Here is a 16,838-nt window from a genome sequence, read left to right as displayed (position 1 = left end):
TGACTATCTTTCGCAACCAAAATAAATTCTTAAACTACATACTACATGACTACAGAAGCTGAAAACCCAGATTTTTTTAAATCAAAAGTTTTAGGTCATCCTTCCGGATTATTCGTTTTATTTTTCACAGAAATGTGGGAACGTTTTTCTTTCTACGGAATGAGAATCTTATTGATATTGTTTCTTACGGCGGCGATAACAGGAGACAATCCAGGTTGGGGTTGGAACGCTGAAAATGCCGGAGCTTTATACGGAACGTATGCTATGTTGCTTTATATTACACCTATTTTTGGGGGTATTATTGCTGACAGGTATTTAGGATATCGTTGGGCTGTAGTGCTCGGATCAGTCATTATGACTTTAGGGCATGCCGCAATGTTCATTGACACACCATTTATGTTGTATCTTGGATTGGGATTATTAGTTATTGGAACTGGTTTTTTCAAACCAAACATGACTTCGATCCTTTCTGAAATGTATAAAAATTTCCCTGAGAAAAAAGATGGGGCGTATACCATTTTCTATATGGGAGTGAATGCCGGAGCTTTTTTCGGAATGATGCTTTGTGGTTATTTAGCTTCAAACTTAGGATGGCACTGGGGATTTGGATTAGCTGGTGTTTTTATGTTATTGGGAACCATCCAATTTTGGTTAGCAAAACCCTTATTCGGAAACATTGGAGAAGTTCCTACGAAAGCAAAAAGAGATGCTGCTATTGAGCAATCTAGGCTTTCTACAAATCAAGAAGACAAAAGAAATCCTTTTACAAACATTGACTATATTTTAATTGTCATCACTACGGTTATCGGTTTGGTGTATGCGTTTAATGATCCGCTGTCTAAAATTGGCGGAATCAATGTTTTTGATTTTAAAGTTGGAAACTTAGACGGTGCTATTTTTATGATTTTGACAGCTCTTGTTTTGTTTATTGTTTTAATCATTTCAAGACTTATCAGATATACAAAAGTAGTTAGAGACCGTATGATTGCTGTAATCGTTTTTGCTTTCTTTACCATTTTCTTTTGGATGTCATTTGAGCAAGCGGCCTCGTCTTTAGTGCTTTTTGCAAGAGATAATGTCGACAGAACTTTAGTAGGTGCTTCTTTGACAACTTTTAATATTATCAACACGCTTTTAACTGTTGTTCCGTTGTTGATCATTAGTTGGGTTTTGTTTCTACTTGGGAAACAAACTTGGAAAAAAGCATTTCTTTCGAATGTCGTGCTTGTGATCACATTTTTAGGTGTTTGGGGAATTTGTATTTGGATGCTTTATAGTGAATTTACAAAAACAGCTTCAGAAATTGATCCAAGCTGGTTTTCTATTCTAAACTCCTTCTTTATCATTGCTTTCGCTTCTACTATTTCTAAACTTTGGGACAGTAAATACAATCCTCCTGCAGCTGTAAAATACGGAATGGGATTGATCATCATGGCTTTAGGTTTTGGGTTGTTAGCGTATGGTTCTTACGGGATCACTGACGGTGTTAAAGTTTCAATGATTTGGTTGATTTTTGCTTACCTTTTGCATACCATCGGAGAACTATGTTTGTCGCCAGTTGGTTTGTCTTATGTGTCTAAGTTAGTGCCTGCACGAATGATCGCTTTTATGTTTGGTATGTGGTATTTGGCCATTGCAATTGGAAACAAATTAGCAGCCGTTGCAGGTGGGCAAATTGAAAACATTACAAAAGAATATTCTTTGTCAACGTTTTTCTTAATCTTTACAATAGTTCCTATCGTAGCCGGATTATTGGTAATGGCGTTAAACCCGGTATTGAAAAAATTAATGCACGGTGTACGATAAACGCGGCATCATTTTTGATACCAATCTTTTAAAATTATAATAAAATGAAAAAACTATTATTAGTGCTATTGTTAGCTGTTGGTTCTTATGCAACGGTGCAGGCTCAAGAAATAAAATGGATGTCTTTAGACGAAGCTTTGGCAGCTCAAAAGAAAAAGCCAAAACCAATCTTTATGGACGTTTACACAGATTGGTGCGGACCTTGCAAAATGTTGGATAAAAATACATTTCAAACAAAAGAAGTTTCTGAATACATCAATAAGAATTATTATGCAGTAAAATTCAATGCTGAAGGTAATTCTGAAGTGACTTACAAAGGAAAAAAATACACGAATCCAAAGTTTGATCCCGCAAGAAAAGGAAGAAACGGTGTGCACGATTTCACCATGTTTTTAAAAGTGCAAGGATATCCTTCAATGTACATTTTAGATAAAAAAGGAGAAGTGCAAAGCCCAATCGTTGGTTACCACACTCCAGAACAATTATTGCCGCTTATAAAGGCTTAATTTTCTTTAGATAATTTATAAAATCCCTTTTCAACAGTAGAATGAAAAGGGATTTTTTCTTTTTCACACGTTTCTTTCCAGCGCATTGCGTAGGTTTTGTAATTGGATGCGTCGGCAACAATCATCTTTGGTTTAGATTTTTGTATTATTCGCTCCAAATTCAACTTTGGCGATTGTGTCAAGATCAGGATATCCGGATTCAAGTTTTCAGGAAACACGCTCAAACTATCAATGATCAGGATTTTATTTTTGTTGAAATAGGATAAGTTTGAAATCTTTTCGGTCTTTGAAATAGAAGCAAAGTTACCCACTAAGTACGGTTTTAAGGCAAAGTTCATAGTTGCTTCGGAAAGCGAATCATTTGAATAAACGATGATATTTTTTCCTTTTCTTTCAGAAAGCAGCGTAGTTTTTTTAGCATTAAAAACAATAAATTCTTCTTGGCTTTGGTTCAAATATTCTGTTCCTAAATAAGTGATCTGAAAAATTAACAACGCGACAAGCGCCAAACTTAATTTCTTGAAATTAGGTTTCATAATCCAAATTGCAAAAGCAAAAATCATCAAATAACACGTAGCCAACATCTGCCAATTAAACGAAATATCTTGAAAAATGAAAGATTCAAAAGAAGCGACCCAATTGATGATTTTATTCAAGACAAAAATACTGTATTCTAAAAGCTTGGCCAGAAGTTTAGGAACTGCTGTTATGGAAGCCCAAAGCATTACAAAAACGCCCAAAGCCAAAATGATTCCGAGTAACGGCAAAACCAGCAAGTTAGTCACGAAAAACAGTCCTGGAAATTGATGGAAATAATAAACGCTCAACGGAAAAGCACCAATCTGCGCCGCAAATGATACGGCAAGTATTCCCCAAATGTATTTCAAAATCTTGTTTCCAGGCATCCAAATTTTATCAAAAATCGGTTTCAGCCAAACGATAAAAAACAAGGCACAATAACTCAATTGAAATCCGACATCAAAAATAAAAGAAGGCTCTACTAAAAGAATAAAGAAAATTGAGGCAATCAGTGTATGAAAAATGTTGGTTTTTCGGTTGGAATATTTGCCTATAGCCACGAAAGTAAACATTACGACAGAGCGCGTAACTGCAGGAGAAAATCCTGCAATCAATGCGAAAAGCCATAAAAATGCGATGATGATAAAGAGTTTTAAAAGTTCTCCAAATTTTGTTTTTGGCAAAGGTTTTAGCAAGAATCCAATGGCAATCATAATGCAACCCACGTGCAGCCCTGAAACAGAGAGAATGTGGACTGCTCCGGCCAATTGGTAGTCTTTTAAGACTTCTGGAGAAATGTCTTGCTGTTGCCCAAGAATCAAAGCGATTACTACGTTCAATTCTTCTTTTGCAAAACCTGATTTCTCTAAATTAGTTATAATTCGATTTCGAAATGCGGCGGCGTAGTACCACATGTTTTTTTCAAGCTTCGCATTGACTTTTAACTCAGATGCATCGGCATAAACCTGTCCGTAAATCGATTTGTTCTCAAGATACTTTCCATAGTTGAACTGGTTCGGATTGTTCGGTTCTCGATGTTTATAGATTTCGCCATAAAAAAGCAACTGCGATCCGATTTCAAGTTTTTGGTTTAAGCTGTCTTTCCTAATGTTGAAAAGAATTTTACCTTGGGTTTTGAGTGAATCCAATGAAGTGACTGCAGCAATATATCTTTCGTTCGAAGCGCCACTTTTTAGTTTTTCAATTAAAGTAATCCCAACAAAATAATTCTTTTCTGATTTAAATTTGTTTACATAATGATTTTCAAAAAACCGTTTGTTGTGAAGTGATTGTGTCGAAATTCCAATTAAAAAGAAAAGCGCATACGTCGTTATTCCAAAATATATTTTTTGGTCTAAACGCTTTATTGATAAGTAATAGGTAAGGACAAAGAAAATAGAAACCCAACCCAAAAGAACTAAGGCGGTCTTTGGGCTTGCATTTAGATAAAAAGAGGTTAATAACCCCAAAATGAACCAAATGCAAATTCTGGATAATGGAAATTTCAGTATTTTCATAAATCGAAAATACTGAAATTTTATAACAAATTCTTAATTATTGTTGAATAACTCTGTTGACTTGTGCAAAAGCTTTTTTGTAATACGCTTCGTCAGTTGAAGAAACGATCACACCTTTGCTTGTAGATGCGTGGATAAATTTAATTTCTTCACCAATTTTTTCAACAACCACACCCACGTGGTTGATTACTTTTCTTCCGTTGGTTCTAAAGAAAATCAAATCACCTTTTTTAATATCGTCACCTTGAACTTTCTCTCCAACAAGTGCCATCTGATTCGAGCTTCTTGGAAGTTTAATGTCAAACAAGTTGAAAACTGCAGTTACCATTCCAGAGCAATCCATTCCGGCAGTTGTGGTACCGCCGCCTCTGTATCTCACGCCAAGAAATTCCATAGCGTTGTTGATCAGTTGAAGCGATAAGTAGCTATCTGTTGGTGAAGAAACGACCAAGTCTGATTGTTCTTCTTCAACAATAACGTTTTTCTTTTTAGAAGATTTTGTATTTTTTGTCGCTTTTGGTTTTTCAACTGATGCAACTTGTTTTGTAGCAGGAATCGGTTTGTCTACAATTGTAGCAACGCTTTTCTTTTCTTCAGGTTTTTGGTAAACGCCTTTTTTTACAGCTTCTTTTTTAGAGGTGATGATTTGTGCGTTTCCTAAAGTGGTAACCAATAATGCGATTGGCAAGAACAGGGACAAGATTTTTTTTGCAGACATATTTTATTTTTTATTTTTCAGCAAAAACAAAAACTCATGGGGCGAATTTGCTTTAGATTTATTAATAAAATTCCGGAGAATTAATTTAGTTTTTCAATAATGAAAGTTTAATTTATAAACGATGATTAAAAAAGATTATTATATAATTTTTCTCAAATATAGCATAATTTCCATTAAGTCGAAAAATAACTTATTAAAAGTTTGTTAATAACTATTTTTTACGGAGAGGAAATTCTTAGAATCGGAATTGTATGTATCTGAAATAAAGCAAATTAAATCAGTGTGTTAATTCTGTGTTATGAATTCAGTTTATCAACAATTAGATGTGCTGTTTTTTGGCTCGCGCCAATGCCACCAAGCTTTTTTTCTAAAATTTCATACGATTCTAAAACTTTTTTTCGATGCTCTGTTTCTAAAATTTTATGCAGTTCCGCTTTGATTTTTTTCGGATTGCATTCGCCTTGAATTAATTCAGTTACCACTTCTTGATCCATAATTAAATTGACAAGAGAAATGTATTTTAAGGTAATGATCCGCTTGGCAATTTGATATGAAATCCAGCCTCCTTTGTAGCAAACCACTTCTGGAACCTTAAATAATGCGGTTTCCAAAGTAGCAGTTCCAGAAGTTACGAGCGCCGCAGTCGAAACGCTCAATAAATCATACGTTCGATTGGAGATAAAATGTACATTTTCATTATTTAAAAACTGCGCATAAAATTCATAATCTTGGCTCGGAGCACCTGCAATTACAAATTGATACTTCGGAAAATCCTTAACTACAGAAAGCATTTCGGTAAGCATTTTCGAAATTTCCTGTTTGCGACTTCCAGGCAAAAGCGCAATAATAGGCTTTTCATCCAGATTAAATGACGCTCTGAAAGTCGCCTCATCAACAGGTTCTCTATCGTGAATGGCGTCAATCAAAGGATGTCCGACAAATTCCACCGGAAAATGATGCTTCTTTTCATAAAAATCCTTCTCAAACGGAAGAATCACATACATAAAATCGACATCGCGTTTGATTTCTTTGATTCTATTTTCTTTCCAAGCCCAAATTTGCGGTGAAATATAATAGTGCGTCGGAATTTTTAAATTCTTCGCCCATTTTGCAATTCGCATGTTAAAACCAGGATAGTCAATAAAAATAATGGCATCGGGCTGAAATTTTAAAATATCAGCTTTGCAGACTTTGATGTTGTTCAAAATCGTTTTCAAGTTCATCACGACTTCCGCGAAACCCATAAATGCCAATTCGCGGTAATGTTTGACCAAAGTACCGCCGGTTTTTTCCATCAAGTCGCCTCCCCAGAATCTGATTTCGGCATTTGGATCTTCCTTATATAATGATTTCATCAAGTTCGAACCGTGCAGATCGCCCGAAGCTTCGCCTGCAATTATGTAATATTTCATGTTTTTTTCTAAAATGAAATTAATTTTTATCGTTTAATTTCCAAGTGTTCAAATTCTGGATCGCATGATGCGCCGTCAAGTCAAATTGCACCGGAACCATAGAAATATAGCCATTTGCCAATGCCCATTCGTCGGTATCTTCACCATTGTCTTGGTTTACAAATTTACCGGTAAGCCAGTAATAATCGCGTCCCATCGGCGAAGTTCGCTTGTCAAATTTTTCCTGCCACATTGCCTTTGCTTGGCGGCAGACCTTGATTCCCTTAATTTCTTTCTCTGATAATTTGGGGAAATTTACGTTTAAAATTACGCCTTCGGGCAAGCCGTTTTCCAAAACTTCCAAAGCAATTTTCTTCACAAATTTCTTTGCAGGCTCAAAATCCGCATTCCAGTCAAAATCCAAAAGCGAAAATCCAATTGCCGGAATTCCTTCAATACCAGCTTCCACCGCAGCGCTCATCGTTCCGGAGTAAATCACGTTGATCGAGGAATTTGACCCATGATTAATTCCAGAAACACAAAGGTCTGGTTTGCGTTTCAAAACCTCGTTTACCGCAAATTTGACGCAATCCACCGGAGTTCCTGAGCACGAATATTCAATGTCCACATCCTTGTCGTTGGTGATTTTATTGAGGTACAAAGTGCTGTTAATCGTGATTGCGTGTCCCGTCGCAGATTGCGGACTGTCAGGCGCCACCACCACCACTTCGCCAATTTCTTTCATGACGCTAATCAAAGCGCGAATTCCTGGAGCCGAAATCCCATCGTCGTTGGTTACCAGAATCAAAGGTTTTTTTGTCATATTTTTTTGAAGCTATTTCCCGCTTTTCACTTCAAGTCCTCGTCCAAAAGCTTTTTTTCTACTGCCACAAAAGGAGCTTCCTTCGGTCGCTCTTTTGCGTCAAGAAAAATACGCTTTTTGGCCTCCGGGCTTTTCGTTGCAATCGGGGCTATTAAAGAATCTGATTTGTGTACAATATAGCGGTATAAAATCAAATTTCATAATCACAAAAATAACCTTTTTTAAAGTTTTTGAATGCTGCAAAATTATATAACTTTGAATCCGGTTAAATTCTTTTGGCACGATTGATGTTTCCTTGGAAAAAGAGAAATTCATCTTTAACAAAAAATTATGCGGTTTTACCAATCATGGCATAATTTTTTCAGTAATTTAGTCAAAATTTGATGAATGCTATTATGAAATTTATGAAACGAAACTATAAAATATTGATATTGGTCGTTGCACTTGCTGCAGCACTATGGAGTTTTGTGCCTCGTGAGGTAAAAAACGATCCCGAAAAAGACAGGTTGCTTTTAGAATTATTGACGTTCGTAATTGAAAAAGGACATTATGATCCTGCAAAAATCGACGATGCATTCTCAAAAGGTGTATACAAAAGCTATATTGAAGCATTAGATCCTTCAAAACGTTTTTTTGTGCAGGCAGATATTGATGAATTCAGTAAATATGAAACTTTAATTGATGATCAAATTTTAAGTAGAGATTTGAGTTTCTTTGATCTGACTTATTCTCGCTTGGAAAAAAGAATAGAAGAGAGTAAAAAATATTACAAAGATATTTTATCAAAACCTTTTGACTATAAAAAAGACGAAGTGACCAACACCGATTATGAAAAACTTCCTTTTGCCAAAAATGACAGCGAATTAAGAGACCGTTGGTACAAGCAAATAAAGCTTTCGACGTTGGCTTCGCTTACCAATAAATTAGAGATTCAAGAGGGAAAAGACGTTGTGGATGATGAATTCTCTCCTGAATCCTCAGAATCAGCGGAGGCAAAAGCAGAAAAAAAGGCTAAAGAAAAAAAGGCAATTGAGAAAAAACCTTTTGACGTTCTGGAAAAAGAAACAAGAGAAAGCCAGCTGAAATCATTAGACGAATATTTTGGTTTTATCAAAGATTTAGACCGTGACGATTGGTTTTCAGTATACATCAATTCAATCGCAACACGTTTTGATCCGCACACTTCATATTTTGCGCCAGATGACAAAGAGCGCTTTGACGTAAGCATCAGTGGGAAATTAGAAGGAATTGGAGCGCGCCTCCAAAAGAAAAATGATTTTACAGAAATTACAGAATTGATTTCTGGAGGACCGGCTTGGAGAGGAAAAGAATTAGAGCCGGGCGATGTGGTTTTAAAAGTTGCTCAAGGTGATAAAGAAGCAGTAGACGTTGTAGGTATGCGTTTGGACGATGTGGTTAAAAAAATTAAAGGACCAAAAGGTACTGAAGTGCGCCTAACGGTGAAAAGAAATGATGGAACAATCAAGATTATTTCAATCATCAGAGACGAAGTGGAAATTGAAGAAACCTATGCGAAATCAAGTGTTGTAGAGAAAAATGGTCAAAAATACGGAATCATTTATCTACCTAAATTTTACATTGATTTTGAAGACAGAAATAGTCGTGACGCTGCAAAAGACGTTGCGAAAGAAGTAGAGCGTTTAAAAGAAGCGGGTGTTCAAGGAATCGTAATGGATGTTCGTGATAATGGGGGCGGTTCCTTGAAAACAGTTGTGGACATTGCGGGATTGTTTATTGACAAAGGCCCGATTGTTCAAATCAAATCAGCTGGAAAAAACAAAGAAGTTCTTTCTGATACTGATCCAAAAATTCAGTGGGACGGACCATTGGTGGTGATGATCAACGGATTTTCAGCTTCGGCTTCTGAGATTTTAGCGGCTGCGATCCAGGATTATAAGAGAGGCATCATCATTGGAAGTACGCAAAGCTACGGAAAAGGAACCGTGCAAAATGTAATTGATTTGAACCAATTTGTCCGCGGAAATTCAATGGGAGATTTGGGTGCGCTAAAAACGACTACGCAAAAATTTTACCGAATTAACGGTGGTTCTACGCAATTAAACGGAGTGAGCAGCGATGTAGCTTTGCCAGACAGGTATTCTTACTTAAAAATGGGAGAACGCGATATCGATAATGCGATGAAATGGGACAAAATTGATCCGGCAGATTATAAAGTGTGGACAAAACAAGGGAACTTTGATCTTGCCATTGAAAAAAGCAAAAAAAGAATGGAGCAGAATCCTCAATTTCAATTGATTGAAGAAAATGCAAAATGGATCAAGCAACGCCAAGATGAAAATGATTTTCACCTGAATATTGATAAATTTAAGCAAGAACAAACAGCACTTGAATTAAAAGCAAAAAAATATAAAGCCATTTCGAGCTATATAAATAATTTAAAATTCACATCTTTGCCTTACGAAGATGAAATGGTTAAAAAGGACGAAACTTTAAAAGAAAAAAGAGATCGTTGGCACGAAAGCCTTTCAAAAGATGTGTATGTTGAAGAAGCTTTAAATGTTTTAGATGATTTGCAGCCCGATTCACAAAAAGGAACTGTAAATTTGAAAAATAAAAAAGAAAAATTAGTTAGATCATAAATTGTATAAATCCACACAATCATTAACAGGAATAGCGCTCCAGAAATTTAAAAGAAATTTCTGGGGCGTTTTCAGTTTTGGATTTATCGTAGTTTTGATTCTGCTTTCAATTTTTGCCTATGTTTTGGCACCTGACAATTCAGAAAATGCCAATTGGGGCGATTTGACAATCCGTTCGCAAAAGCCGGGTTTTGAAGTGCAGATGCTTTCCATTCCTTTAAAAGATGAACCGCAAAAAAGTTTTTGGGATTTCTTTTTCGGAAGTCCGCAAGAGTTTTCAAAAGAACCGATTTCGAGCTATAAAATTGCAGGAGAAGAACTGATTTATACGTTGTATAATGATGATCCAAAAGTTATGATTCAAAAAGAAGCGACTTTAAGCGATTTTCCGGGTTATAGTAATTTAGAAGAAATTTCAAAAGAATATATTTCCACCCAAAAATTTTATTTAGGAACAGATAAAGCCGGAAGAGATTACTTGAGTAGAATGTTAGTAGGTTCTAGAGTTTCGATTTCCATCGGATTTGTAGCCGTAATTATTTCCTTGATTGTTGGCATTTTCTTCGGGGCAATCGGCGGTTATTATGGCGGAAAAATCGACGCATTTGTAATGTGGCTGGTCAATATTATCTGGTCCATCCCCACGTTGCTATTGGTAATCGCAATTACTTTAAGCCTTGGAAAAGGTTTTTGGCAAGTGTTCGTGGCCGTCGGGTTAACCATGTGGGTGGAAGTTGCCAGGGTGGTCCGCGGGCAAATTATTTCAGTAAAGGAAATGCAATATGTGACTGCGGCAAAAGCGCTGGGATATAAAAATTTGAGAATCATCGTGCACCATATTCTGCCGAATATCATGGCGCCCGTAATCGTGATTTCTGCGGCCAATTTTGCTTCTGCAATATTGGTAGAAAGTGGCTTGAGCTTTTTAGGGCTGGGTGCGCAACCGCCGGTACCGAGTTGGGGTGGCATGATTAAGGATTATTATGGAGATATCATTCTTGATAAGCCTTATTTGGCCATGGTTCCGGGTCTTGCCATTATGTTCCTGACATTGGCTTTCATGATGATGGGAAATGCACTTCGTGATGCACTTGATGTTAAAAATTAATAAAAATTAACGTATATTTTCTGTATTTTTTTTTTAAAATTTAAGTGATTATGTAAAAAATTACGATATTTTTACTACAACTTAAACTTAATTTTATGTCCCCAAAAATTAGTTGCTTGTTTAAAGCCAATTTTTCGCATACAATTTTTTTACTTTTTCTAATCCTATTTTCTGGCAGTAGCAACGCACAATGTGCTGGTGAAGACGCAAGTATTACAATTTGTGATATTCCAAATGTTGCCAACCAGACCGTCAATCTTTTTTCGTTATTAGGAGGAAGCCCAACACCGGGAGGGATTTGGACAGATTTACAGCAATCTGGAGGACTGAATGTGAATACGGGAATTTTAAATGTTCAAAATGTAAATGAAAGCGATATGTATGTTTTTGTTTACACTGTAAATAATTCTTCTTGTGTTGACAATGTGGCAACTGTCACGGTAACGGTTGGAGGATATTCAGGTGTTAACAATCCTAATGGTTCCGCCTGTGATGATAATGCTGCTGTGAATCTTTTTCAATTTATTGGCAATTTTCCGAATCCCCAAATTAACGGAACCTGGTCTGATGACAGCAATACCGGTTCATTAACAGGTAATCTATTGAACGCGACAACCTCGGGTTTGGGAACTTTTCAATTTACGTATACCATGCCGGCAATTGGAACTTGTCCTGCGCACAGTACGATTATTAACGTGACTGTTCATCCGGCGCCAGATTCAGGAAGTCCTCAAAATTTAATTTTGTGCGATTCTGAAGATTTGTCCCAGTATTCAAATTTAAATTTATTGAATTATTTGACGGGTCAAGATGCGGGAGGAGAGTGGTCTGAGAACGGAACATCTGAATTGTCGAGTCCTCAGGATACTTTTATAAATGTTCAAAATATCTATAATACTTTTGGGCCGGGCGAATATTCTTTTAGCTACACAGTAAAACCTTCACATCCAATCTGTACTGCAATGACTTCTACCGTTTTGATTGTGATAGAACAGCAGATTGATTTTACAGGTTCCATTTTGGTGGTAGATTCAGATATTTGTGAAGATGAAATTGGACTTGCTTCTTTTATGGCAACATTGACACAAGGAATTGAAGCTGTTCCAAATGGAGAGTATTCGATTCAATATCAAATTACGGGACCGATTCCTTCAGGAAATACTGTTTTAGCAAATTTTGTAAACGGAGTGGTTACATTTCCAATTCCAAGCATTTCTTTTCCGCTGGTTGGTGCTTACACGATAAGCATTGTTTCCATTCATGAAACTGGAGGTTATGGAGCTTGTGATCATATCATTGGAACTATTTTTGATATTTTAAATGTTTATCCATTGCCGAAAATTAATATCGGTACATTGACAATCAGTGATGCCTGTGAGGATTCAGATGTGCAGGTGACGCTTTCAGGAAATACAAATTTGACTGACGGAATTTATGAAATTACTTACAATTTATCAGGAAGCAATACGGTTACAAATCAAATTGTTCAATTTACTGTAGTTGGCGGTGTTTCTAATTTTATAATTCCGTTCCACTTGCTTTCGAACGCTGGCGAAACAACAATCACGATCATACATATTGTAAATCTTCAAACAGGTTGCGAAAATACAGCCTCCTTAGCGCAAACATTTATGTTAAATCCAGTTCCTCAAGGGGCTAACCTATTTATTACCATTAGCGATGTTTGTGAAAATCAGCCTGTAACTGTAAATATCGGAGGTCTAGGAACAATGACAAATGTTCAGATAAATTATGATTTAATTGGAGCAAATACAAATTCAGGAACCGCCACTTTGCCCGTTTCTAATGGAAATGCAACCCTTACAATTCCTATAAGTTCACTTCCAAATACAGGTGATACAACTTTTATTCTGCAAGATATTATTAATGTCACCACAACCTGCGGACTTTTAAATTATGGAATTTCAGAAACTTTTACCATAAACGAAAATCCAGAGGCGCCTTTTGCAACAGATTTAGAATTTTGCATAAATGAAAACGCCGTTGTTCAAGATTTGGTTCCGAATGGATCTGAATTTCAATGGTTTGACAGCCCGACGAGCACCACGCCTTTGAGCAATGCCAGTCCGTTGGTAACAGGAAGTTATTATGTTTCAGAAATGTCCCTTCTAGGCTGTATTTCTCCAAAAACGATGGTTTCTGTGGTTGTAAATGAAATCAGTGCACCCACTTTACATAGTGGCGGACAGAATTTTTGCGGATTGACATCTCCGGCTCCAGCACTTTTTGATTTGAGCCAAAACGTAAATTTTACAGGAAATTTAATGTGGTATAATGCTCCTTTCGGAGGAATTCAATTGTCAGATTCAGAAATCCTTCAAGACGGTGCCACTTATTACGGATTCGATTCTTCTCCAGTTTCAAGTTGCATTTCGCAAAATGCTTTAGTAGTCACGGTTTCGCTTTTAAATTGTGATCAAAACCAATATTCATTAATGATTCCGGATGGTTTTTCTCCTAACGGAGATGGAATTAATGACACTTTTAATATTCCGGATATTGAATTTTTGTTCCAGAATTTTAGCTTAGAAATATACAATCGCTATGGAAATCTGATGTATAAAGGAAACAGAAACACACCAGATTGGGACGGAAGAAGCAACAAGGGAGCCATGTCTGATGGTGTTGCTCCAAATGGCGTCTATTTTTATATTGTCAATTTCAATAAAGACAATAAAGCACCGCAACAAGGCCGACTTTATTTAAACCGATAATAGTCATCAATACCTTTTAAACAGAATTTAGATGAAAAAAATACTACTTTTTATCACTTGTTTGTGCTTTTTAAATAAAGTACACGCACAGCAAGATCCGCAATACACGCATTATATGTATAATATGAATGTGATAAATCCGGCGTATGCGACAGCAACTCCATCGATTTTAAATCTCGGCGGGTTGTACAGAACGCAATGGGTTGGGGCAGTTGGAGGTCCAAAAACATTTACCTTTTTTGCACACACGCCCGTAAGTGAAAAAATTGAACTCGGATTGTCATTAATTTCAGACGATATTGGCGACGGTGCCAAAAAAGAGAATAATATTTTTGCAGACTTTGCCTATATTTTGCAATTGAATAATGATCACAGGCTGTCTTTAGGTATTAAAGCGGGTGTGACAATTTTTGAAACTAATTTTAACGGATTTGAATTGGAAAGTGGCGCTACAAGTACCGATCCCGCATTCAACCAAAATATAAACAGCACGTTTCCAAATATTGGCGCAGGTGCTTTTTATTTTACAGATACCTATTATGTCGGATTTTCTGCGCCAAATCTTCTTTCCACAAAGCATCTTGAAGAACTAAACGGTGTCAGCAGGTTTGGCTCAGAAAATGTCCATATGTTCCTGACAGCAGGTTATGTTTTTCAAATCAGTGAAAATTTAAAATTGAAACCGTCCTTTATGGCAAAAGCAGTTTCGGGAGCGTCGATGGTTGCCGATTTTTCTGCCAATGCTTTACTTTATGACCGACTTGAATTTGGGGTTTCTTATCGATTAGATGACGCGGTGAGTGGTTTGGTGAATTTCAAAGTTTTGCCAAATCTTCGAATCGGTTATGCGTATGATTATACGGTGACCAATTTGGGCGAATTTAACTCAGGAACTCATGAAGTATTTATGCTTTTTGACTTGAATTTGATGAAAAAAGGATACGACAAATCACCAAGATTCTTCTAAAATAGATATTATGAAAAGAATTATACTTTTAATTGCGTTGGTTTTTTCAGCATCATTATGTGTGGCGCAATCTCAAGATTTGTCTCGTGCAAATGCTTATTTTGACCGTACATTTTACAGCGACGCCATTCCTTTATATGAAAATGTGATCAAAGAAGAGCGCAGTTTTGAAATTGTAAAAAACCTGGCCGATGCTTATTATTTTACAAATGACTTAAAAAATGCGGAACGCTGGTACCGTTTTTTAGTTAAAAATTATCCGAATAAAATAGACGAGAAATATTTTTTTAGATATTCCCACGCTTTAAAAGCTTCTGGAAATTATGAGGAAGCGAATGTTGTTTTAAGAAACCAAATGATTTTATCAGAAAAAGAGCTGGCAGATTTTGATAAGGAAATTGTTGTTTTAGAAAATATTGCATCCATTGGAAATCGTTTTGACATCAAGAACCTTCCAATTAATACTGAAAAATCAGACTTTGGAGCCGTGCAATTTGGGAATAAATTAATTTTTGCTTCGCCAACAAATGACAGTAAAAAATACAAATGGAACAATGAAAATTATCTTGATCTGCATGCAGTTTCATCTGTAGATTTTTCAAAATCTGAGGCCATTACAGTCGCATTTTCAAAAGTTATCAATACACAAATGCACGAGTCAAATGCAGTTTTTACAAAAGATGGGAAAAAAATGTATTTCACAAGAAACAATTATGTGGATGGAATAAAAGGAAAAGACAAAAATAAAGTGTCGCACCTGCAGATTTTTTCGGCAGATTTTGAAAACGGAGAATGGACAAATGTAAAATCGCTTCCGTTTAATAGCGATGCATTTTCTACAGAACATCCTGCCTTAAGTGCTGATGAGCAAACATTGTATTTTGCTTCGGATATGCCCGGAAGTATTGGTTCTTTTGATATTTTTTCAGTAAAAATAAACGGTGGCAGTTTTGGAAAGTCGGTAAATCTTGGTCCAACGATCAATACAAAACACAAAGAACAATTTCCTTTTGTTTCAAAAGACGGAAAGCTTTATTATTCTTCCAATGGAAAAATGGGTTTTGGTTCGCTTGATGTATTTGTTTCGGAGCTTAAAAAAGGACAGTTTTCTGAAGCTGTAAATGTTGGATTTCCTGTGAATTCAGGTTATGATGATTTCGCCTATTCGATGGATTCGGATACCGGAATTGGTTATTTGTCTTCCAATAGGCCAGGCGGGAAGGGCAATGATGATATTTATCAAATTACAGAAACAAAGCCTTTAATTGTTCAAGATTGCCAGCAGTTGATTTCAGGAATCATAACAGATGAAACCACAAAATTGCCCTTAGAAAATGCAGTGGTTATTTTGCAAGACGTTACTAAAACTGAAATTCAAAAAATCACTACTTCATCAGATGGAAAATTCAGTTTTACGGGCGGTTGTGAAAAGGCATACTTGGTTTTTGCATCTAAAGAAAAATATACGGAAAACTCGAGAGCTTTAAAATTAAATAAAGAAAGAAACAAAACCAATGATGCTTCGATGGCTTTGAAATCTTTTGAGGAAATCAAAAAAGAAGAAACAATTGCTTTGCTAGAAAAGAAAAAGGAGGAAGAGAAAGCTAAAGTTTATGAGAAACAAATAGCTGAAACAAAGAAAAAAGAGGATGCGAAAAAAGCAATATTGAAGAAGAAGGAAGATGCTAAAATTGCGGAAACAAAAAAGAAAGAACGCATTGAAAATCTTTTGGCAACGGAAAAAGACGTGGTCAAAGACAAAGACCGTTTGGTCATCAAAACCGAACCCATTTACTTTGATTATGATTTGTGGTACATCAGAAAAGAGTCAAAACCAATTTTGAATAAAGTAATTGATTTGATGAAACGATACCCAGAAATGATAGTGGAAATTGGCTCACACACAGATGTCAGAGGAAACAATAGATACAATCTTGATCTTTCTGAAAAGAGAGCAAAATCAACACGCGAATATTTTATTGAAAACGGAATTCCGAAAAATCGAATTTCTTCGAGAGGTTATGGGGAAACCGTTCAAATCGTGAAATGCATTCCCGAAGAGGCCTGCAATGAAGAACAACACGAACTTAACAGAAGAAGTGAATTTGTGATCAAAAGTATTTAGTA

11 protein-coding genes are annotated in these 16,838 nt (G+C 36.2%); 7 read left to right on the top strand and 4 right to left on the bottom strand.

Features of this window, described 5'->3' with window-relative positions; all coding sequences use genetic code 11:
* The first annotated feature begins 45 nt into the window (after positions 1 to 45).
* Positions 46 to 1,806 (top strand): peptide MFS transporter, encoded by a 1,761-nt coding sequence (locus EG849_RS02665; protein WP_125011539.1) that lies wholly within the window; start codon positions 46 to 48, stop codon positions 1,804 to 1,806.
* Positions 1,807 to 1,850: 44 nt separating this feature from the next.
* Positions 1,851 to 2,312, top strand: coding sequence for a thioredoxin family protein (locus EG849_RS02660; RefSeq protein WP_125011538.1), 462 nt, complete (start codon positions 1,851 to 1,853; stop codon positions 2,310 to 2,312).
* Here EG849_RS02660 and EG849_RS02655 read toward each other — a convergent pair.
* From EG849_RS02655 to surE, 4 genes are all read right to left on the bottom strand, one after another.
* The gene (locus tag EG849_RS02655) at positions 2,309 to 4,348 is read right to left on the bottom strand and encodes a ComEC/Rec2 family competence protein (RefSeq protein WP_125011537.1); all 2,040 of its coding nucleotides are present in this window, start codon (positions 4,346 to 4,348) and stop codon (positions 2,309 to 2,311) included. The genes EG849_RS02660 and EG849_RS02655 overlap by 4 nt on opposite strands.
* A 37-nt stretch (positions 4,349 to 4,385) precedes the next feature.
* Positions 4,386 to 5,066, bottom strand: a complete 681-nt coding sequence (locus EG849_RS02650) for a C40 family peptidase (protein ID WP_125011536.1) — start codon at positions 5,064 to 5,066, stop codon at positions 4,386 to 4,388.
* A gap of 296 nt (positions 5,067 to 5,362) precedes the next feature.
* The gene (gene lpxB, locus EG849_RS02645) at positions 5,363 to 6,478 is read right to left on the bottom strand and encodes a lipid-A-disaccharide synthase (protein WP_125011535.1); all 1,116 of its coding nucleotides are present in this window, start codon (positions 6,476 to 6,478) and stop codon (positions 5,363 to 5,365) included.
* A gap of 19 nt (positions 6,479 to 6,497) precedes the next feature.
* On the bottom strand, positions 6,498 to 7,280 hold the full coding sequence (gene surE / locus EG849_RS02640) for a 5'/3'-nucleotidase SurE (protein ID WP_125011534.1): 783 nt from the start codon (positions 7,278 to 7,280) through the stop codon (positions 6,498 to 6,500).
* Positions 7,281 to 7,663: 383 nt separating this feature from the next.
* On the opposite strand from surE, the gene EG849_RS02635 reads away from it, so the two are divergent.
* The 5 genes from EG849_RS02635 to EG849_RS02615 all read left to right on the top strand — a co-directional run bounded on the left by EG849_RS02635 (position 7,664) and on the right by EG849_RS02615 (position 16,836).
* The gene (locus EG849_RS02635; RefSeq protein ID WP_125011533.1) at positions 7,664 to 9,901 is read left to right on the top strand and encodes a carboxy terminal-processing peptidase; all 2,238 of its coding nucleotides are present in this window, start codon (positions 7,664 to 7,666) and stop codon (positions 9,899 to 9,901) included.
* A gap of 1 nt (position 9,902) precedes the next feature.
* On the top strand, positions 9,903 to 11,009 hold the full coding sequence (locus EG849_RS02630) for an ABC transporter permease (RefSeq protein ID WP_125011532.1): 1,107 nt from the start codon (positions 9,903 to 9,905) through the stop codon (positions 11,007 to 11,009).
* A gap of 95 nt (positions 11,010 to 11,104) precedes the next feature.
* Positions 11,105 to 13,744 carry a gliding motility-associated C-terminal domain-containing protein gene (locus EG849_RS02625; protein ID WP_125011531.1) on the top strand — a complete coding sequence of 880 codons (2,640 nt, stop codon included), beginning with the start codon at positions 11,105 to 11,107 and terminating at the stop codon, positions 13,742 to 13,744.
* Between the two features lie 31 nt (positions 13,745 to 13,775).
* Positions 13,776 to 14,711, top strand: coding sequence for a PorP/SprF family type IX secretion system membrane protein (locus EG849_RS02620; protein WP_125011530.1), 936 nt, complete (start codon positions 13,776 to 13,778; stop codon positions 14,709 to 14,711).
* A gap of 10 nt (positions 14,712 to 14,721) precedes the next feature.
* The gene (locus tag EG849_RS02615) at positions 14,722 to 16,836 is read left to right on the top strand and encodes an OmpA family protein (RefSeq protein WP_125011529.1); all 2,115 of its coding nucleotides are present in this window, start codon (positions 14,722 to 14,724) and stop codon (positions 16,834 to 16,836) included.
* Positions 16,837 to 16,838: the final 2 nt, after the last annotated feature.

Source organism: Flavobacterium macacae (assembly GCF_003865365.1).
Taxonomy (GTDB): Bacteria; Bacteroidota; Bacteroidia; order Flavobacteriales; family Flavobacteriaceae; genus Flavobacterium; species Flavobacterium macacae.
Note: the sequence above shows the minus strand (reverse complement) of the source record. Positions and strands in the feature narration are given on the sequence as shown.